Here is a 17121-nt window from a genome sequence, read left to right on the forward strand (position 1 = left end):
TGGCCTCGCTGCTCAAAACTGCTTGAACTGCGAAGGAGCGAGACTATAGCACAGAATTTTCGCTTGTCACGCCAGCATGACACTCATTTTGCAGAAAGATGATGATTTCCGGGGACGCACCCCGCATTTGCCATGGGAAAGTCATCGGTTCCGTGCTGCCTGCACTATATATAGAGAGGCGTCACTGTTTTCGCTCCATCCTGCTCCGGTGGCATCTTGCCTGCCGTCTCCCCCATGACGCCCTATATATATAGGGCGCCATGAGGGGAACCTCCACTGCACCGCGACGCCCGCCAGTCTCCATATGGACAACCCTCTATATATAGAAGGCCGGATAGGCACGGGGACGCATTCCACGCCTACAGCCGCAGCTCCGTCGTTTCCTTGATCTGCTGGAGCGCGAAGAAGGACCGCATGTCGACCACCGCGGGATGGCGCATGAGCGTGTCCATGGCGAATTTGGAGAAATGCGCCAGGTCGGCGACCTGGATGCGCAGCAGGTAGTCCATGTCGCCGGACATGGCGTAGCACTCGACCACCTCGGGCCAGAGCTGGACATCGCGGGCAAAGTCGCTCATGGGCGCATGGCTGGAGCCGCTGTGCTTGTTCAGGCGGATGTTGACGTAGGCCAGCAGGCCCAGCCCGACTTTCTCGGCGTCGATCAGCGCCACGTATTTCTTGATGAAGCCCTTCTCTTCCAGCCGCCGCACCCGGCGCAGGCAGGGGCTGGGCGACAGGGAAACGCGGTCGGCCAACTCCTGGTTGCTCAGGCGGCCGTCGCGCTGCAATTCGGCCAGAATCCTTATATCTGTCCTATCCAGCTCTATGTCAGACATTTTCAGCCCCATATTTTTTATCTTGGGCAATATTATTGCTCAACCTTGCCGCTTCCGCGACATGTTTGCAATTGTCTGCCTGCCTTTCCTCCCTACAATCTTCATCCTAGACTTGAACGACAAGTCGCCTCTACAACGACTCAAGGGAGCAGACTCATGAGCAGCGCTTTCCAACCCTGGGACAACCCGATGGGCACCGCCGGGTTCGAATTCATCGAATATGCCGCGCCGGACCCCGCCGCGCTGCGCAAGGTGTTCGAACTGCTGGGCTTCAAGGCAATCGCCAAGCATCGCCACAAGGACGTGACGCTGTACCGCCAGGGCGGCGTGAATTTCCTGATCAACGCCGAACCCGATTCCTTCGCGCAGCGCTTCGCCCGCCTGCACGGCCCGTCGATCTGTGCGATCGGCTTTCGCGTGCAGGACGCGGCCGCCGCGTACAAGCGCGCGCTGGAACTGGGCGCGTGGGGTTTCGACTCGCACAGCGGCCCGATGGAACTGAACATCCCCGCCATCAAGGGCATCGGCGATTCGCTGATCTATCTGGTGGACCGCTGGACGGGCAAGGAAGGCCACGGCGGCATCGGCGACATCAGCATCTATGACGTCGACTTCGTGCCGGTGGATCCGCAGAACGCGCAGGCCGACCTGAACCACCGCGGCGCCGGGCTGACGCTGGTGGACCACCTGACGCACAACGTGCACAAAGGCCGCATGGCCGAGTGGTCGGAGTTCTACGAGCGCCTGTTCAACTTCCGCGAGGTGCGCTACTTCGACATCGAGGGCAAGGTGACGGGCGTGAAGTCCAAGGCCATGACCTCGCCTTGCGGCAACATCCGCATTCCCATCAACGAGGAAGGCACCGAGGAGAAGGGCCAGATCCAGGAATACCTGGACCTGTACCGCGGCGAGGGCATCCAGCACATCGCCATGGCCACCGAGGACATCTACGGCACGATCGAGGCGCTGCGCGCCAACGGCGTGGTGTTCCTGGATACTCCGGAAACCTACTACGAACTGCTGGACCGCCGCCTGCCCAACCACGGCGAGGACGTGCCGCGCCTGCAGAAGAACCGCATCCTGCTGGACGGCGCCCCCGACGGCGGCCTGCTGCTGCAGATCTTCACCGAGAACCAGATCGGCCCGATCTTCTTCGAGATCATCCAGCGCAAGGGCAACGACGGTTTCGGCGAAGGCAATTTCAAGGCGCTGTTCGAGTCCATCGAACTGGACCAGATGCGCCGCGGCGTGGTGAAAGCCGTCGACTGACCGCTTCCCCCTCCAGCGCCGGTACCCATGTGCCCGGCGCTGGCCTTGAAACCTCGCCTTGCGCGAGGTTTTTTTTCGCCTGCCTTACTTCTTCAGGCGATCCTGGAACTGCTTGCGGAACTTGGCGACCTTGGGCGCGATCACGAACTGGCAATAGCCCTGCTCGGGATGCAGCGCGAAATAATCGCGATGGTAGTCCTCGGCCTGCCAGAACCGCGCGGGCGCCAACAGCTTGGTCACGATGGGCGCGTCGTAGACTTTCTGCGCCTCGACTTCGGCGATGACGGCTTCGGCCTGCTCGCGCTGGGTGTCGTTCTGCCAGAAGATGGCCGACTCGTACTGCGGGCCGATGTCGTTGCCCTGGCGGCCCGGAGTGGTCGGGTCGTGGGTGGCGAAGAACACGCGCAGCAGGTCGCTGTAGGACAGTTCGGCCGGATCGAATTCGACGCGAGCCACTTCGATGTGGCCGGTGTCCTTGCCGCAGACCTGTTCGTAGCTGGGGTTGTCGACGTGTCCGCCGCTGTAGCCGGGCAGCACGCTCTTGACGCCGCGCAGGTCGGTGAAGACCGCCTCGACGCACCAGAAACAGCCGCCGCCGAGAACGGCGACCTCATTGCCCGGGGAGGGTTGTTCTGCCATGACGATTCCTTTGCTGAAACTTTCCAGAGACGATACGACTACTTCTTGGCCGGCGCCAGCGTCAGGATCCATTCGGCCAACAGGCGGGCGTCTTCCGGACTGACATGGGTCTGCGCGGGCATCGGCACGGCGCCCCAGGCGCCGCGGCCGCCCCCGCGGATCTTGCCCGCCAGGTAGTCCACCATGACGTCGCCCTGGCCGGCGTAGCGCTCGGCCACGCTGGACAGCGGCGGTCCGACGCGCTTGACGTCGACCTGGTGACAGGCCATGCAGGCCTTGCTCTTGGCCAGATCCAGGCCAGTGGTTTGCCCCTGGGCCGCGCCGGCGGCCAGCAGGCCGGCGGCGACCGCCAACAGACTACGTATCAAATGCATCGGTTACCGCCCCACGGCTCGCGGTGCTGGCGAGCTTGCCGAACTTGGCAAGCACACCGCGTGTATAACGCGGCTTGGGCTGGACCCAGGCCTGGCGACGAGCCGCCATCTCTTCGTCGCTGATATTGAGCTGCAACAGCAGCTGGTGGGCATCGATGGTAACCGAATCTCCCTCCCGGATCAGCGCGATGGGCCCACCCACGAAGGCCTCGGGCGCGACGTGGCCGACCACCATGCCCCAGGTGCCGCCGGAGAAGCGGCCATCGGTGATGAGGCCCACGGTTTCGCCCAGCCCCTGCCCGACCAGGGCCGAGGTCGGCGCCAGCATTTCACGCATGCCGGGTCCGCCCTTGGGGCCTTCGTAGCGGATCACCACCACGTCGCCGTCGCGGATCCGGCGCGCCATGATGGCGGTCATGGCGTCATCCTCGGAATCGAAGACCCGCGCCGGGCCGGTGATCACGGGGTTCTTCAGGCCGGTGATCTTGGCCACGCAGCCCTCGGGCGACAGATTGCCCTTGAGGATCGCCAGATGGCCCTGGGGATAGAGGGCGCGGTCCAGCGGCATGATGACGTCCTGGTCGGCGCGCGGCGTATCGGGCACGTCGGCCAACGATTGTGCGATCGTCTGACCGGTGATGGTGATGCAATCGCCATGCAGCAGCCCGGCGTTGAGCAGCAGCTTCATGACCTGCGGGATGCCGCCGGCGCGATGCAGGTCGGTCGCCACGTACTTGCCGGACGGCTTGAGGTCACAGAGCACCGGCACGCGCTGGCGGATGCGTTCGAAGTCGTCGATGGTCCAGGGCACTTCGGCGGCATGGGCGATGGCCAGGAAATGCAGCACTGCGTTGGTCGAGCCGCCCGTCGCCATGATGACGGATACGGCGTTCTCGATGGATTCGCGGGTGATGATGTCGCGCGGGCGCAGGCCGCGGCGGACGGCTTCGACCAATACCCGGGCGGATTCGGCCGCCGAGACGACTTTCTCGTCATCCTCGTTGGCCATGGTGCTGGAGTACGGCAGGCTCATGCCCATGGCCTCGAAGGCCGAGCTCATGGTGTTGGCGGTGTACATGCCGCCACAGGAACCCGAGCCGGGAATGGCGCACTTCTCGATCTGCTTGAAGTCGGCCTCTTCCATGCGGCCCATGGTGTATTCGCCGACTGCCTCGAACACCGAGACGATGGTCAGGTCCTTGCCCTTGTAGCGGCCCGGCTTGATGGTGCCGCCGTAGACGTAGATGCCCGGCACGTTCATGCGCGCCAGGGCGATCATGCCGCCCGGCATGTTCTTGTCGCAGCCCCCGATGACCACCACGCCGTCCATCCACTGGCCCTGCGCGGCGGTCTCGATACAGTCGGCGATGACTTCGCGCGACACCAGGGAGTACTTCATGCCCTCGGTGCCCATGGACATGCCATCGGAAATGGTGGGCGTGCCGAACACCTGCGGATTGGCCTTGGCGCCGCGGATGGCTTCGATGGCGGCATCGGCCAGGCGCTGCAGGCCGCTGTTGCACGGCGTGATGGTCGAATGGCCGTTGGCCACGCCGATCATGGGATTCTCGAAATCGGCTTCCTGGTAGCCCAGCGCGTAATACATGGCGCGATTGGGCGCGCGGGCGACGCCGTGCGTGATGTGGCGGGAACGTTCGTTGTGCGACATGGTCTGTTGTCTCCTGTCGGCCGTCAGGACGCGGACATGGCGGCCGCGCCCGGGAGGGTGCCAGTTCGCTCGCGGGCGAATCTCGGGATACACCGGCACGCAGGGGCGAAGCGCTTGCATGTCGATCTACCGCAGGGCTCGCCGGTTATTATCATTCAACTTCATTGTGTCGGGCGGAACATGCTGCAATATCCAAAATTCGACCCCATTGCCCTGCAGATCGGGCCCTTGGCCATCCATTGGTACGGGCTGATGTATCTGGCGGGCTTCGCCCTGGTGTACGTGCTGGGCCGGCGCCGCATCACCAGCGGCCACACCACGTCCCTGAACGTGCGCGACCTGGAAGACCTGATCTTCTACAGCGTGCTGGGGGTGGTGCTCGGCGGACGGCTGGGCTACGTGCTGTTCTACAAGCCCAGCTATTACCTGGCGCATCCGCTGGAAGTGGCCTACCTGTGGGAAGGCGGCATGTCGTTTCACGGCGGCCTGATCGGCGTGATCCTGGTGATGCTGCTGTTCGCCCGCAAGAAGCGCCTGCCTTTCTTCGCCGTCAGCGACTTCATCGCGCCGCTGATTCCGCTGGGACTGGGTTTCGGCCGCCTGGGCAACTTCATCAACGGCGAACTGTGGGGCCGCCCGACCGATGTGCCGTGGGCGATGATCTTCCCGAGCAGCGGCGACGGCGTTCCGCGCCATCCTTCCCAACTCTATGAGCTGGGCCTGGAGGGCATCGTGCTGTTCGCGCTGATGTGGTGGTTCTCGAGCAAGCCGCGCCCCCTGGGCCAGGTGAGCGCGGTATTCCTGATGGGCTACGGAACGTTCCGTTTCCTGGTGGAATTCACCCGCGAGCCGGACAACTTCCTGGGCCTGCTCGCGGGCGGGTTGAGCATGGGACAGTGGCTGTCCCTGCCGATGGTCGCCCTGGGCGCCATCATGTTCGCGCTTACTGCAAAACGATCGTCCCGTTGACCGAAATGCTGACCGTGACGTCTCCCGCTTCCAGGGGGACGTCCGCGCTGTAGCCGGCGCCGCCGGAGGCGTCCTTGGCCATGGCGCCCATCATGCGCGGCATCGGCGTGACGCCGCCGGCGCCGCCCAGTTCGAGCTTGCTCAGGCGATAGCCCGAAAAGCCGAAGGCGTTGGCCGCGGCCAGCGCGCGGTCCTTGAAGGCCTGCGCGGCTTCCTTGAGCAGCTTGCGTTCCTCGGCCTCGCGCACTTCGCGCGACAGCGAGAAGCTGATGTTGGAAATGGCGGTCTTGTCGGACAGCTTCGACGCCAGCGCGGCGGCCGCCGCAAAATCCTTCGATTCGAGAATGATCTCGCCCTGGCCGCGCCAGGTGGTGCTGGTCTTGCCCTTGCTGCTGCTGGTGGAATTGGGCCAGACATTGAAGCTGCCCGTGCGCACATCGACACCCTTGGTGTCACGCGCGCGCTTGGCCACGTCGTCCAGCATCTCGGTCAGCTTCTTGCCGGCGGTGGGCTGGTCCGCCGCTTCGGTCTCGGCCGACAGCGAAATGCGCACCGTGTCCTGCTTGACCTCGGAAGAAGCGGTGGCCTGCAGGGTCAGTTCCGGCGACCGGTTGGCGGCGGATTCCGCCGCGGCGGGGGCCGGCGTCGCCGGCGCCTGAGCGAAGACGGGCTGCGCCATCGACAGAGCGGCCACGGCCGCGCACGCCGCGCCAAGTTTGGTCAGCGAAAAAACGGGGGATTTCAACATGGACTGGTCCTATGAGGGAGGACGATGGGGGGGGGGGGAAGCGCCCGGCGCGGACCTGCGCTCATGGCAGGTCCGCTGGGATAGATGCCCCGCCTGTGCCGTCAAGGCCGGCATCTCGAACCCTGAGGTTCAAGGTGGTCGCGTTCCGAAGAGCGTCGGGTTCGTCTACGAGAGACAATCACTCCAGCTCTGCACTCCCGCAACCAATATGCCATAAGACATAGGTTCAGAGAATGTATGGCCAGGTCACGGACACGGCAGGGACAAACTGAAAATACTGAAAAAACCTTGGTGAAAACCGCTGATGAACGTCAGAGCAGCTTTTCTTGCCCTGACAGGGCGTCGTCGAGGACTGCGTTCATGTCCTCGATTCTACGCTTGAAGTCGCCGACCGCCAAACCGCCCAGCGGACCATCCGGCGCTTTCATGGCGAGCAGTTCGCCAGCCACCTGCAGCGCGGCCATGACGGCGATGCGCTCGTTGCTAGAGACCTTGCCGGTGCCCTGGATGCGCAGCATGAGCTGGTCGACGTGGCGCACGGCGGCCAGCAGCGTGGGCTTTTCCTCGGCCGAGCAGGCCAGCGAGTAGTCGCGCCCGAGGATCGTTACATCTACGCGTTCCATCAGTGTTGCTCTCCGGACGGCGCACCCGGCAGACGGGCCAGGACGGCGTCGATGCGCTCGCGCGCCGCGGCGGCGGCCACGCGCAGGCGCTGTAGTTCGGTGTCGCGGCTTTGCAGGGTGCCCTGCATCTCGGTTTCCCGTGCCGTGAAACGCGCTTCGAGCGACTGGCGCTCGGCGGTTTCGCGAGCGAGCTGTTCGCGCAGGGCCACTTCGGCCTTCTGCGCCTGCTCCAGCATCGCGGTGACGGCGCCGTCGTTGTCTTGCAGCTTGCCTTGCAGCGTGGCGATGTCGGCATCGCGCTCGGCGGCGCGCTGCTTGAGCACGCGCTGCTCGGCTTCGGTTTCGTTCAGGCGCATACGCAATGCGTCACGCTCGGCATGAAGTTGCCGGGTGCGTTGCACCAGTTGCCCGATGCGGGCGGCGAGTTGGTCTAGGTCTTGCAGCATGGGCGCTATCGTAAACCATCCAGGGGGGAATCGGGCCGCTTCACGCAAGGTGAGAAACACGGCAATATTCAGTAGGAAATGCAGGCGGCATTGCCGGCGGCGGGCAACATACCCGATCAGGCACAACTAGAAAAGTCCCTCGCGCCCGGCAAGCGGCAGGTCAAGCGGACCTGCTTTCGCATTTCTTTCTATAAACTTTCACTTAGCTTTCAAACAACCATCAATCTGCCCGCCCCGTTACATCTGGGGATCGGGAGTTCCCCAATTCTAGGGAAAACCCCAGGCTTTCACCTAGCTTACAGGGTTTGCATCGTCGCGGGCGTCCATTACCATTCGCCCTTTCAAGAAGCCGCGCTGAAGCTTTCAGAAGAACACCGGGCACCGCGACGTGCCTTTTTTGTGCCTGTCATCTGGCTTTCTCGCCAGCGCGGCAGACCACAAGCCTCTTTTTTATCTACATGCTGTAAACAGGAGCCAACCAATCATGCAGCTACGCAATCGACAGGACTTCTGGTCGGGGGTGATGTTCATCGCCCTTGGACTGGGATTCGCCTGGCAAGCCAGCAGCTACCAAATGGGTACTGCCGCCCGGATGGGCCCCGGGTATTTTCCTTTCTGGCTGGGCATCGTTCTCGCATTGCTGGGTGCCATCGTGCTGCTTGGCTCGATGTCGAAGAAGGCCCAGGAAACCCACGTCGACAAGTTCGACTGGCGCATCGTCCTGCTGGTGGTCGGATCCGTGGTCATCTACGGCCTGGTCCTGAAACTGCTGGGCATCTATATCTCGGTGTTCATTCTGGTTGTGATCAGCAGCCTGGCCAGCCACGAGTTCAGCCTCAAGGTCGCCGTCGCCAACGGCATCTTCCTGGTGGTGTTCTCGTATCTGGCATTCGTCAAGGGGCTGGGGCTGATTTTCCCGCTGTGGCCGTCGTTTCTGGGCATGAACTGAGGAGCAACCGGTCATGGAATTGTTTGACAACCTGATGTTGGGTTTCTCGGTGGCGTTCACGCCCGAGAACCTGTTGTACGCGCTGCTGGGCTGCGTCCTGGGTACGCTGATCGGCGTGCTGCCGGGTATCGGCCCGGTCCCGACCATCGCGATGCTGCTGCCGATCACGTACGTGCTGCCCCCGGTGGCCGGCCTGATCATGCTGGCCGGTATCTATTACGGCGCACAGTACGGTGGCTCGACCACGGCCATCCTGGTGGCGCTGCCAGGGGAAACGTCCGCGGTGGTGACCGTGCTGGACGGTCACCAGATGGCCCGCAACGGCCGTGCTGGCGCCGCGCTGGCGATCGCCGCCCTGGGTTCGTTCTTCGCTGGTTGCGTGGCCACGCTGCTGCTGGCCGCCTTCGCGCCCCCGCTGGCTGAAGTCGCCTTCAAGTTCGGCCCCGCCGAGTACTTCTCGCTGATGTGCCTGGGCCTGGTCGGCGCCGTGGTGCTGGCCTCGGGCTCGCTGCCCAAGGCGATCGCGATGATCATCCTGGGTCTGCTGCTGGGCATGGTCGGCACCGACGTCAACTCGGGCGTGGCCCGCTTCGACTTCGGCGTGCCGGAACTGCAGGACGGCATCGACTTCGCCATCGTGGCCATGGGCGTGTTCGGCTTCGCCGAAATCATGACCAACCTCGAGCAGAAGGAAAACCGCGTCGACATCACCGACAAGATCGGCTCGCTGTACCCGAACAAGCAGGAATTCAAGGAATCGTACCCCGCGGTCATCCGCGGCACGGCCCTGGGTTCCGCCCTGGGCATCCTGCCTGGCGGTGGCGCGGTGCTGTCGTCGTTCGCGTCGTACACGCTAGAAAAGAAGATCTCGAAGAATCCGGAACGCTTCGGCAAGGGCCACCCGGCCGGCCTGGCAGGCCCGGAATCGGCCAACAACGCCGCCGCCCAGACCTCGTTCATCCCGCTGCTGACCCTGGGTATCCCGGGCAACGCCGTGATGGCGCTGATGGTCGGCGCGATGACGATCCACAACATCCAGCCCGGCCCGCAAGTGATGACGAGCCACCCCGAGCTGTTCTGGGGCCTGATCGCCTCGATGTGGATCGGCAACCTGATGCTGGTGGTGCTGAACCTGCCGCTGATCGGCCTGTGGGTCAAGCTGCTCAAGGTGCCCTACCGCATCCTGTTCCCGGCGATCCTGGTGTTCTGCACCATCGGCGTGTACTCGCTCAACTACAACTCGTTCGACATCTTCACGACCGCCATGTTTGGCATCGTGGGCTATGTCTGGTCGAAGCTGAAGTGCGAAGGCGCGCCGCTGCTGCTGGGCCTGGTGCTCGGCCCCATGATGGAAGAGAACTTCCGTCGCGCCCTGCTGCTGTCGCGCGGCGACTTCAGCACCTTCGTGACGCGTCCGCTGTCGGCCTCGCTGCTGGCCGTGGCGGTGTTCCTGGTGATCCTGGTGGCCCTGCCGGCGATCCGCAAGAAGCGCGAAGAGACCTTCGTCGAGGAAGAATAAGGCTTTGCCCGCCGCCAGATGGCGGCGGTGCTCTCCGCCTTCCGAACCCCCGGCCCGCCGGGGGTTTTTCTTTGGGCGCACGATGGCGGTTCGCCGCGCTCCGCCCGGCATAAGCAACAAATCACTACTGTTCAATACAGGGTGTGCTCCAGGGCCGTGGCATCTACGTTAAGCTACGGGTTTACCCCCACGCGATGATTCGACATGAACTTCGACTGGAACAACCCCTATCCCACCACGCGCACGCCGGTCTTCGCCCGCAACGTCGTCGCCACCTCGCAGCCGCTGGCGGCGCAGGCGGGGCTGCGCATACTGGCCAACGGCGGCAATGCGGTGGACGCGGCGATCGCCGCGGCCGCCACGCTGACGCTGGTCGAGCCGGTCAGCAACGGCCTGGGATCGGATTGCTTCGCCATCGTCTGGGACGGCTCGAAACTGCACGGCCTGAACGCCTCGGGGCCGGCGCCGGCGGCCTGGAACCTGGACTACTTCCGCCGCAGGCACCAGGGCGCGATACCGACCCGCGGCTGGGACAGCGTCACGGTGCCGGGCTGCGTGGCCGGCTGGGCGGCGCTGCATGAAAAACTGGGCAAGCTGCCGTTCGCCGACGTGCTGGCCCCCGCGATCGACTATGCCGAGCGCGGCTTCGCCGTCAGCCCCATGGTGCAGCAGAAATGGGCGGCGCAGGCCGACGTGCTGCAGCCCCAACCCGGCTTTGCCGAACACTTCCTGCCACGCGGCCGGGCGCCGCACACCGGCGAGCATTTCGTGCTGAAGGCCGCCGCGGCCACGCTCAAGCGCATCGCCGCCAGCCGCGGCCGAGACTTCTACGAGGGCGAGACGGCCCACAAGCTGGTCGCCCATGCGCAGGCCCACGAGGCCGCCATGACGCTGGCCGACCTGCGCGACTACGCGCCGGAGTGGGTGACGCCGATCAGCCAGTCCTATCGCGGCCACACGCTGCACCAGATCCCGCCCAACGGCCAGGGCATCGCCGCCCTGATCGCGCTGGGCATCCTGCAGAACTTCGATCTGGCGGCCCGGCCGGTGGATCATCCGGACACCCAGCACCTGCTGATCGAGGCCATGAAGCTGGCCTTCGCCGACGTCTACGCGCATGTCGCCGACGGCCGCCACATGCGCCTGTCGCCCGAACAGATGCTGGCCCCCGGCTACCTTGCCGAGCGCGCTCGCCTGATCGACCCCAACGTGGCCCAGGCCTTCGCCTGCGGCCACGCGCCGCAGGGCGGCACGGTCTATCTGACGGCCGCCGACCGCAACGGCATGATGGTGAGCTTCATCCAGTCCAACTACATGGGCTTCGGCTCGGGCGTGGTGGTGCCGGGCACCGGCGTCAGCCTGCAGAACCGCGGCCACTGTTTCAGCACCCAGCCCGATCATCCCAACGTGGTGGCGGGCGGCAAGCGCCCCTTCCACACCATCATCCCGGGCTTCCTGATGCGCGACGGCGCGCCGGTCATGAGCTTTGGCGTGATGGGCGGCAACATGCAGCCGCAGGGCCAGGTGCAGACGCTGGTGCGCATGCTCGACTACGGCCAGCAGCCGCAGGCCGCCTGCGACGCGCCGCGCTGGAAATGGAATCAGGGACTGGCCATCGACATGGAGGCCTCGGTGCCCGCCGCGGTGGCGCAGGGCCTGCGCGCGCGCGGCCACGTGCTCGAGGGCATCGACGACCCCTATATGGACTTCGGCTCGGGCCAGTTCATCTGGCGCCTGGGCGACCCGGCTGTCGATGGCTACGTCAGCGCCAGCGACAGCCGCCGCGACGGACTCGCCGCCGGCTTTTGATTGCGTTAAGGTTACTGCCTCAGGTTTTCCTTTCCACAGCGGAGTCCCCTGCATGGCATCGATCGGTACCAAGAGCTACGACGCAGTCGTGGCCCAGAAAGTCGCATTCCTCGGATTGGGCGTGATGGGCCTGCCCATGGCCGGCCACCTGGCCCGCGCCGGGCACGACGTCACCGTCTACAACCGCACGCCGTCCAAGGCGCAGGCCTGGGCCAGCGAGTTCGGCGGCCACAGCGCGGTGACACCGCGCGAGGCCGTGGCGGGCGCCCAGATCGTGTTCGCCTGCGTCGGCAACGACGATGACCTGCGCAGTGTCACCCTCGGGCCGGATGGCGCGTTCGCCGGCATGGCGCCGGGCGCGGTGTTCGTGGACCACACCACCGCATCGGCCGACGTGGCGCGCGAACTCTACGCGCAAGCCAAGGACCTGGGCCTGAACTTCATCGACGCGCCGGTATCCGGCGGCCAGGCGGGCGCCGTCAACGGCGTGCTGACCATCATGTGCGGCGGCGAGCAGGCGGTGTTCGACGCCATCAAGCCGGTGGCGCAGGCATTCGGCCGCGCGGTGACGCGTGTGGGCCCGCCGGGAGCCGGCCAGCTGGCCAAGATGGTCAACCAGATCTGTATCGCCGGCATCGTGCAGGGCCTGTCGGAAGCCGTGGCGTTCGGCCAGGCCGCCGACCTGGACATGAAGCTGGTGCTGGACGTCATCAGCAAAGGGGCCGCGCAGAGCTGGCAGATGGAGAACCGCGGCGGCACCATGGTCGACGACAAGTTCGACTTCGGCTTCGCGGTCGACTGGATGCGCAAGGACCTGGGCCTGGTGCTGGCCGAGGCGCGCCACAATGGCGCCCGCCTGCCGCTGACGGCGCTGGTGGACCAGTTCTACGGCGACGTGCAGAAGCTGGGCGGCGGCCGCTGGGACACGTCCAGCCTGATCAAGCGGCTGCGCGACTGACGCGCCGCCACCCAGAAAAAAGCGGACCCTCGGGTCCGCTTTTTTACGTCAGGCCGCCTGCAGCGCGGCTTGCGGCCGGCCCAGGTCCAGCGCGTCGATGCGCTGGCGCGCGAGCGACACGCCTTCGAGCGCGGTGACTTCGCCCATCGCCATGCCTTCGGCGGCGATGAAGGTCACTTCGTTCATGCCCAGGAACGCCAGCATCTGGCGCAGATACGGCGTCATCGTGTCGGCGGGCGTGCCTTCGGCCTTGCCGCCGCGCGCCGTCAGCACGAACACCTGCTTACCCTTCACCAGACCCTCGGGCACGCCTTCCGGCGTATAACGGAACGTGACGCCGGCGCGGGCGACATGATCCAGATAGGTCTTGAACTGCGCCGGCAGGTTGAAGTTGTAGACCGGCACGGCGAACACGATACGGTCGGCCTGCATCAACTCGGCCACCAGGGCATCGCTGCGTTCGACGATGCGCTGCTGCTCGACGCTGCGGGCGTCGGCCGGCGTGAACAGGGCGCCGGCGGTCGCGCCGTCGAAGTACGGCAGCGGCTGGGCGCCGATATCGCGAATGGTGACGACGGCGGCCGGATCGGCCTGCTTGACGCGGGCGACCAGGTGGTCGGCCAGTTGCTTGCTGTGCGAACGCTCGCCCAGAATCGAGGACAGGATGACAAGGGTCTTCATAACGTGATCTCCAGTGCGGACCGCGAAAAGCGCGTGTCCTGAGTGCATGACGTCACTGTAGATCGCTTAATTGTTCACATAAACCCATGTATGATGAACTATTCGTTCCAGACATAGAACAATCATGCAAGACCTAAACGACCTCTATTACTTTTCCCAAGTCGTCGAACAAGGCGGCTTCAGCGCCGCCGCGCGCGCGCTGGATATCCCCAAATCGCGCCTGTCGCGCCGTATTTCGCACCTGGAGGAAAGCCTGGGGGTCCGGCTCCTGCAACGCACCACCCGCCGCCTGCGGCTGACGGCGGCCGGCGAGCGCTACCTGCACTATTGCCGCGAAATGGCCGCCTCGGCCCGCGCGGCCGACGACGCCATGCGCCAGTTGCAGTCCCAGCCCGCCGGGCCGGTGGTGGTCAGTTGCCCGGTATCGATCGCGCAGGACGTGCTGGCGCCGCTGCTGCCGGAATTCCTGGACGCCTGGCCGGCGATCTCGGTGCAGTTGCTGGTGACCAACCGCCGGGTCGACCTGATCCGCGAGGGCGTGGACCTGGCCCTGCGCGTGCGGACCAAGCTGGATACCGATGCCGAACTGGTGGTGCGCCACCTGGGCACGGCACGCGGCACGCTGGTGGCCAGCCCCGGCTACCTGCAGCGTCACGGCGCGCCCGACACCCCGCAGGACCTGGCCTCGCACACCACGCTGAGTTTCAGCGATCCACAGAACGAGGTGCGCTGGCCGCTGCGCAACGACAAGGGCGAGGAAGTGCATATCGAGCTGAAGCCGCAGCTGTCTTGCAATGACTTCATCGTGCTGGTGGAGGCCGCCGTGCGCGGCCGCGGCATCGCGCTGCTGCCATCGATCGCGACCCAGGAGGAACTGCGCCGCGGCCAGCTGGTGCCGGTGCTGCCGCAGTGGCAATCGCCCGAAGGCATCGTCCACTGCATCTACCCGTCGCGCCGCGGCATGATGCCGGCCGTGCGCACGCTGCTCGACTTCCTGTCGGAGCGCCTGCCTCCCACCTATCAGCGGCTGGAAAAGCAAGGCGCCGCCGCGCCCGTCGCTCAATAGCCGCGCGAGCGCTCGACCACGCCGGTGATCGGCTCGCCGCGCATCAGCTGGGCGACCTTGGCGGCGATCTGCGCGATGCTCTCGTCGCGCAGGGTGCGGGCGGCGATGTGCGGCGTGACGTGCACGCGCGGATCACGCCAGAACGGATGATCCTGCGGCAGCGGCTCGGTATGGAAGACATCCAGCGTGGCGCCGGCGATCTCGCCTTCTTCGAGCATCTGCACCAGGTCTTCCTCGACCAGGTGTTCGCCGCGGCCGACGTTGACCAGATGCGCCTCGGGCAGCAACTGGCCGAGCGTGTCGCGGTTGAGGATGCCGCGGGTGTCGGGCGTCAGCGGCAGCACGTTCACCAGGAACCGGGTGCGCGCCAGGAAGGCTGGCAGGGCCTCCTGGCCGGAGAACGACTCGACACCGGTAATCTCGCGCGGGGTGCGCGACCAGCCCGCCACCGGATAACCGAACTCGGCCAGCGTCTGCGCCACGCGCGCGCCGACCTGCCCCAGGCCCAGCACGCCCACCGGCCAGTCGGCCTGGCGCGTGCCTTCGCGCGTGTCCCAGTGCTGGCGCGCCTGCGACTGGTCGAACGCCTCGAAGTCGCGCGACACGCGCAGCAAGGCGTAGAGCGCGTACTCGGCCATCTGCACCGACATGCCGGCGTCTTCCAGGCGGACGATGCGCACGTGCGGCGGAATCTCTTTCATCTTGAGCAAGGCGTCCACGCCCGCGCCGAGGTTGAACAGCGTCTCGATGCGGGTCTCGTGCTGGAACAGTTCCACCGGCGGCTTCCACACCAGCGCGACCTCGGCGCCGGAGGGCGGGCCATCGGGATTCCAGACGGAAATGCGACAGCCGGGCATGGCGGCTTCCAGGCGCGGGACCCAGACGTCGGGGTCGTGCAGAGGGCAGGCAAAGAGGATGTGCATGGCGGAAATCCGGACGGGCTCGGGAAACCGCAAGCATGGGGGAAGATGGGCCGTAAATCAAACGGCCCGGCATGAAGCCGGGCCGTTTTCAGAGCGGGTGACGCGCGCGGAGATCAGGCCGTCTGCGTGACCTGCGGCTTGTTCTTGTTCTTGCCGCGGCGCAGGAAGGCCCACACCTGCAGCAGGATCAGCAACGCGCTGGCGCCGATGAACCAGGCGCTGATCGGGCGTTGCACGAACACCGCCAGGTCACCGCGCGACAACAGCAGCGCGCGGCGGAAGTTCTCTTCGACCATGGGGCCCAGCACGAAGCCGAGCAGGATCGGCGCGACCGAGAATTCGAGCGTCATCAGGATGGCGCCGATCACACCGAAGGCCAGCACTTCCCAGATCTGGAAGAGGCTGTTCTGGGTGCTGAACACGCCCACCGCGATGAAGAACAACGCCGACGGGAACAGGTAGCGGTAAGGCACCTGCAGCAGCTTGACCCAGACGCCGATCAGCGGCACGTTGAGCACCATCAGCAGCACGTTGCCGACCCAGAAGCTGGCGATCAGGCCCCAGAAGATGTCCGGATGCTCGGTGATCAGCTGCGGGCCGGGCTGGATGCCCTGGATCAGCAGCGCGCCCAGGATCAGCGCCATCACCGCGTCGCCGGGGATGCCCAGGCTCATGGTCGGAATGAAGTCGACCTGCGTCTTGGAGTGCGACGACGCTTCGGGCGAGGCCACGCCGGCGATCATGCCGGTGCCGAACTTCTCGGGCGTCTTGGAGATCTTGCGTTCCAGCGCGTAGGCCACGAAGGTGGTGATGGTCGGACCGGTGCCAGGCATGGCGCCGAACAGCGTGCCGACGGCGGTGCCGCGCACCATGGGCCAGAAGGCCGTCTTCAGTTCCTGCTTGCTGGGACGCATGTCGCGCAGGCGCAGCTTGGCGCCGCTGCCGATGATGGTCATGCGGTTGACGCTCATCAGGAAGTCGGCCACGCCGAACAGGCCCATCGAGATCGCCACCAGTTCCAGGCCGTCGGACAGGTCGAGCAGGCCGAACGAGAAGCGGATGGTGCCGGTGTTCACGTCGGTGCCGACCACGCCGCACATCAGGCCGAACAGCGTCATGGCCACGCCTTTCAGCGGCGAACCGCGCGACATGGTGGCGCCGGCCAGCAGGCCCAGCAGCATGATCGAGAAGATCTCGGTCGGGCCGAACTTGAAGGCGACTTCGACCAGCAGCGGCGAGGCGAAGATCATGACGATGATGCCGACCGAGGCCGCGAAGAACGAGCAGATCATCGTGATGCCGAGCGCCGTCCCCCCCTTGCCCTGTTTGGTCAGTGGGTACCCGTCAAGACATGTCACCGCGTGCGGCGGATGCGAAGGCAGGTTGAGCAGGATCGCGCCGATGGCGCCGCCGTACTGCGAGCCGTAGAAGATGCCGGCCAGCATCAGGATGGCGGGCACCGGCTGCATCACGTAGGTCAGCGGCAGCAGGATCGAGATGGCCGACAGCGCGCCCATGCCGGGCAACACGCCGATGAGGTTGCCCACCAGCACGCCGAAGAACGACCACATCAGGTTGTGGAGCTGGAACGCGACGCCGAAGCCGTACCAGAGGTCGGTCAAAGATTGAGAAATCATGGCGTA

The 17121-nt window shown here is 65.5% G+C and carries 17 protein-coding genes and 1 other RNA gene; 7 read left to right on the forward strand and 11 right to left on the reverse strand.

Going from position 1 to position 17121, the window contains the following annotated elements; genetic code table 11:
• Window positions 1-359 precede the first annotated feature (359 nt).
• Window positions 360-836: an Lrp/AsnC family transcriptional regulator gene (locus tag H0523_RS13090; protein ID WP_006392938.1), complete on the reverse strand. Its 477-nt coding sequence runs from the start codon at window positions 834-836 to the stop codon at window positions 360-362.
• Window positions 837-992: 156 nt separating this feature from the next.
• Between H0523_RS13090 and hppD the strand changes: the two genes are divergently transcribed.
• Entirely contained in the window at window positions 993-2105 is a 1113-nt protein-coding gene (gene hppD / locus H0523_RS13095; RefSeq protein WP_054432676.1) for a 4-hydroxyphenylpyruvate dioxygenase, read from the forward strand.
• An 84-nt stretch (window positions 2106-2189) separates the two neighbouring features.
• Here hppD and msrA read toward each other — a convergent pair whose 3' ends face one another.
• Genes msrA through ilvD form a run of 3 tightly spaced genes read right to left on the reverse strand, consistent with a single transcriptional unit; the run spans window position 2190 to window position 4787 of the window.
• Window positions 2190-2744 (reverse strand): peptide-methionine (S)-S-oxide reductase MsrA, encoded by a 555-nt coding sequence (gene msrA / locus H0523_RS13100; RefSeq protein ID WP_054432677.1) that lies wholly within the window; start codon window positions 2742-2744, stop codon window positions 2190-2192.
• A gap of 38 nt (window positions 2745-2782) precedes the next feature.
• Complete coding sequence (locus H0523_RS13105; protein ID WP_054432678.1) at window positions 2783-3118, reverse strand: c-type cytochrome; 336 nt, start codon at window positions 3116-3118, stop codon at window positions 2783-2785.
• Window positions 3102-4787, reverse strand: coding sequence for a dihydroxy-acid dehydratase (gene ilvD / locus H0523_RS13110; protein WP_054432679.1), 1686 nt, complete (start codon window positions 4785-4787; stop codon window positions 3102-3104). The genes H0523_RS13105 and ilvD overlap by 17 nt, the downstream gene beginning before the upstream one ends.
• 180 nt (window positions 4788-4967) lie before the next feature.
• Here ilvD and lgt point away from each other — a divergent pair, with 180 nt between their 5' ends.
• A complete protein-coding gene (gene lgt, locus H0523_RS13115; RefSeq protein ID WP_054432680.1) occupies window positions 4968-5756 on the forward strand; it encodes a prolipoprotein diacylglyceryl transferase in 789 nt (262 codons plus the stop codon).
• Here the strand turns inward: lgt and H0523_RS13120 are convergent.
• The 4 genes from H0523_RS13120 to H0523_RS13135 form a co-directional block, all read right to left on the reverse strand.
• Window positions 5731-6504, reverse strand: coding sequence for an SIMPL domain-containing protein (locus H0523_RS13120; RefSeq protein WP_054476652.1), 774 nt, complete (start codon window positions 6502-6504; stop codon window positions 5731-5733). The genes lgt and H0523_RS13120 overlap by 26 nt on opposite strands.
• A gap of 82 nt (window positions 6505-6586) precedes the next feature.
• A non-coding RNA gene (gene ssrS / locus H0523_RS13125) (6S RNA) lies at window positions 6587-6771 on the reverse strand.
• Between the two features lie 44 nt (window positions 6772-6815).
• On the reverse strand, window positions 6816-7127 hold the full coding sequence (locus tag H0523_RS13130; protein ID WP_006388757.1) for a cell division protein ZapA: 312 nt from the start codon (window positions 7125-7127) through the stop codon (window positions 6816-6818).
• Complete coding sequence (locus H0523_RS13135; RefSeq protein ID WP_180180074.1) at window positions 7127-7657, reverse strand: hypothetical protein; 531 nt, start codon at window positions 7655-7657, stop codon at window positions 7127-7129. The genes H0523_RS13130 and H0523_RS13135 overlap by 1 nt, the downstream gene beginning before the upstream one ends.
• 400 nt (window positions 7658-8057) lie before the next feature.
• Here H0523_RS13135 and H0523_RS13140 point away from each other — a divergent pair, with 400 nt between their 5' ends.
• From H0523_RS13140 to H0523_RS13155, 4 genes are all read left to right on the forward strand, one after another.
• Entirely contained in the window at window positions 8058-8522 is a 465-nt protein-coding gene (locus H0523_RS13140) for a tripartite tricarboxylate transporter TctB family protein (RefSeq protein ID WP_054432682.1), read from the forward strand.
• A 13-nt stretch (window positions 8523-8535) separates the two neighbouring features.
• Window positions 8536-10041 (forward strand): tripartite tricarboxylate transporter permease, encoded by a 1506-nt coding sequence (locus H0523_RS13145; protein WP_054432683.1) that lies wholly within the window; start codon window positions 8536-8538, stop codon window positions 10039-10041.
• Between the two features lie 204 nt (window positions 10042-10245).
• Complete coding sequence (locus tag H0523_RS13150) at window positions 10246-11850, forward strand: gamma-glutamyltransferase family protein (protein WP_054432684.1); 1605 nt, start codon at window positions 10246-10248, stop codon at window positions 11848-11850.
• Between the two features lie 52 nt (window positions 11851-11902).
• Window positions 11903-12808, forward strand: coding sequence for an NAD(P)-dependent oxidoreductase (locus H0523_RS13155; protein ID WP_054432685.1), 906 nt, complete (start codon window positions 11903-11905; stop codon window positions 12806-12808).
• Between the two features lie 48 nt (window positions 12809-12856).
• Here the strand turns inward: H0523_RS13155 and H0523_RS13160 are convergent, their stop codons facing one another.
• Window positions 12857-13489 carry an FMN-dependent NADH-azoreductase gene (locus H0523_RS13160; protein WP_054432686.1) on the reverse strand — a complete coding sequence of 211 codons (633 nt, stop codon included), beginning with the start codon at window positions 13487-13489 and terminating at the stop codon, window positions 12857-12859.
• A gap of 124 nt (window positions 13490-13613) precedes the next feature.
• On the opposite strand from H0523_RS13160, the gene H0523_RS13165 reads away from it, so the two are divergent.
• Window positions 13614-14555 (forward strand): LysR family transcriptional regulator, encoded by a 942-nt coding sequence (locus tag H0523_RS13165; RefSeq protein ID WP_054432687.1) that lies wholly within the window; start codon window positions 13614-13616, stop codon window positions 14553-14555.
• Here H0523_RS13165 and H0523_RS13170 read toward each other — a convergent pair.
• Both H0523_RS13170 and H0523_RS13175 read right to left on the reverse strand, forming a co-directional pair.
• Complete coding sequence (locus tag H0523_RS13170) at window positions 14549-15478, reverse strand: 2-hydroxyacid dehydrogenase (protein ID WP_054432688.1); 930 nt, start codon at window positions 15476-15478, stop codon at window positions 14549-14551. The two genes, H0523_RS13165 and H0523_RS13170, sit on opposite strands and share 7 nt — an antisense overlap.
• Before the next feature lie 113 nt (window positions 15479-15591).
• On the reverse strand, window positions 15592-17115 hold the full coding sequence (locus tag H0523_RS13175; protein WP_054432689.1) for a tripartite tricarboxylate transporter permease: 1524 nt from the start codon (window positions 17113-17115) through the stop codon (window positions 15592-15594).
• Window positions 17116-17121 lie beyond the last annotated feature (6 nt).

It is taken from the genome of Achromobacter insuavis (genome assembly GCF_902859645.1).
Classification (GTDB): Bacteria; Pseudomonadota; Gammaproteobacteria; order Burkholderiales; family Burkholderiaceae_B; genus Achromobacter; species Achromobacter insuavis.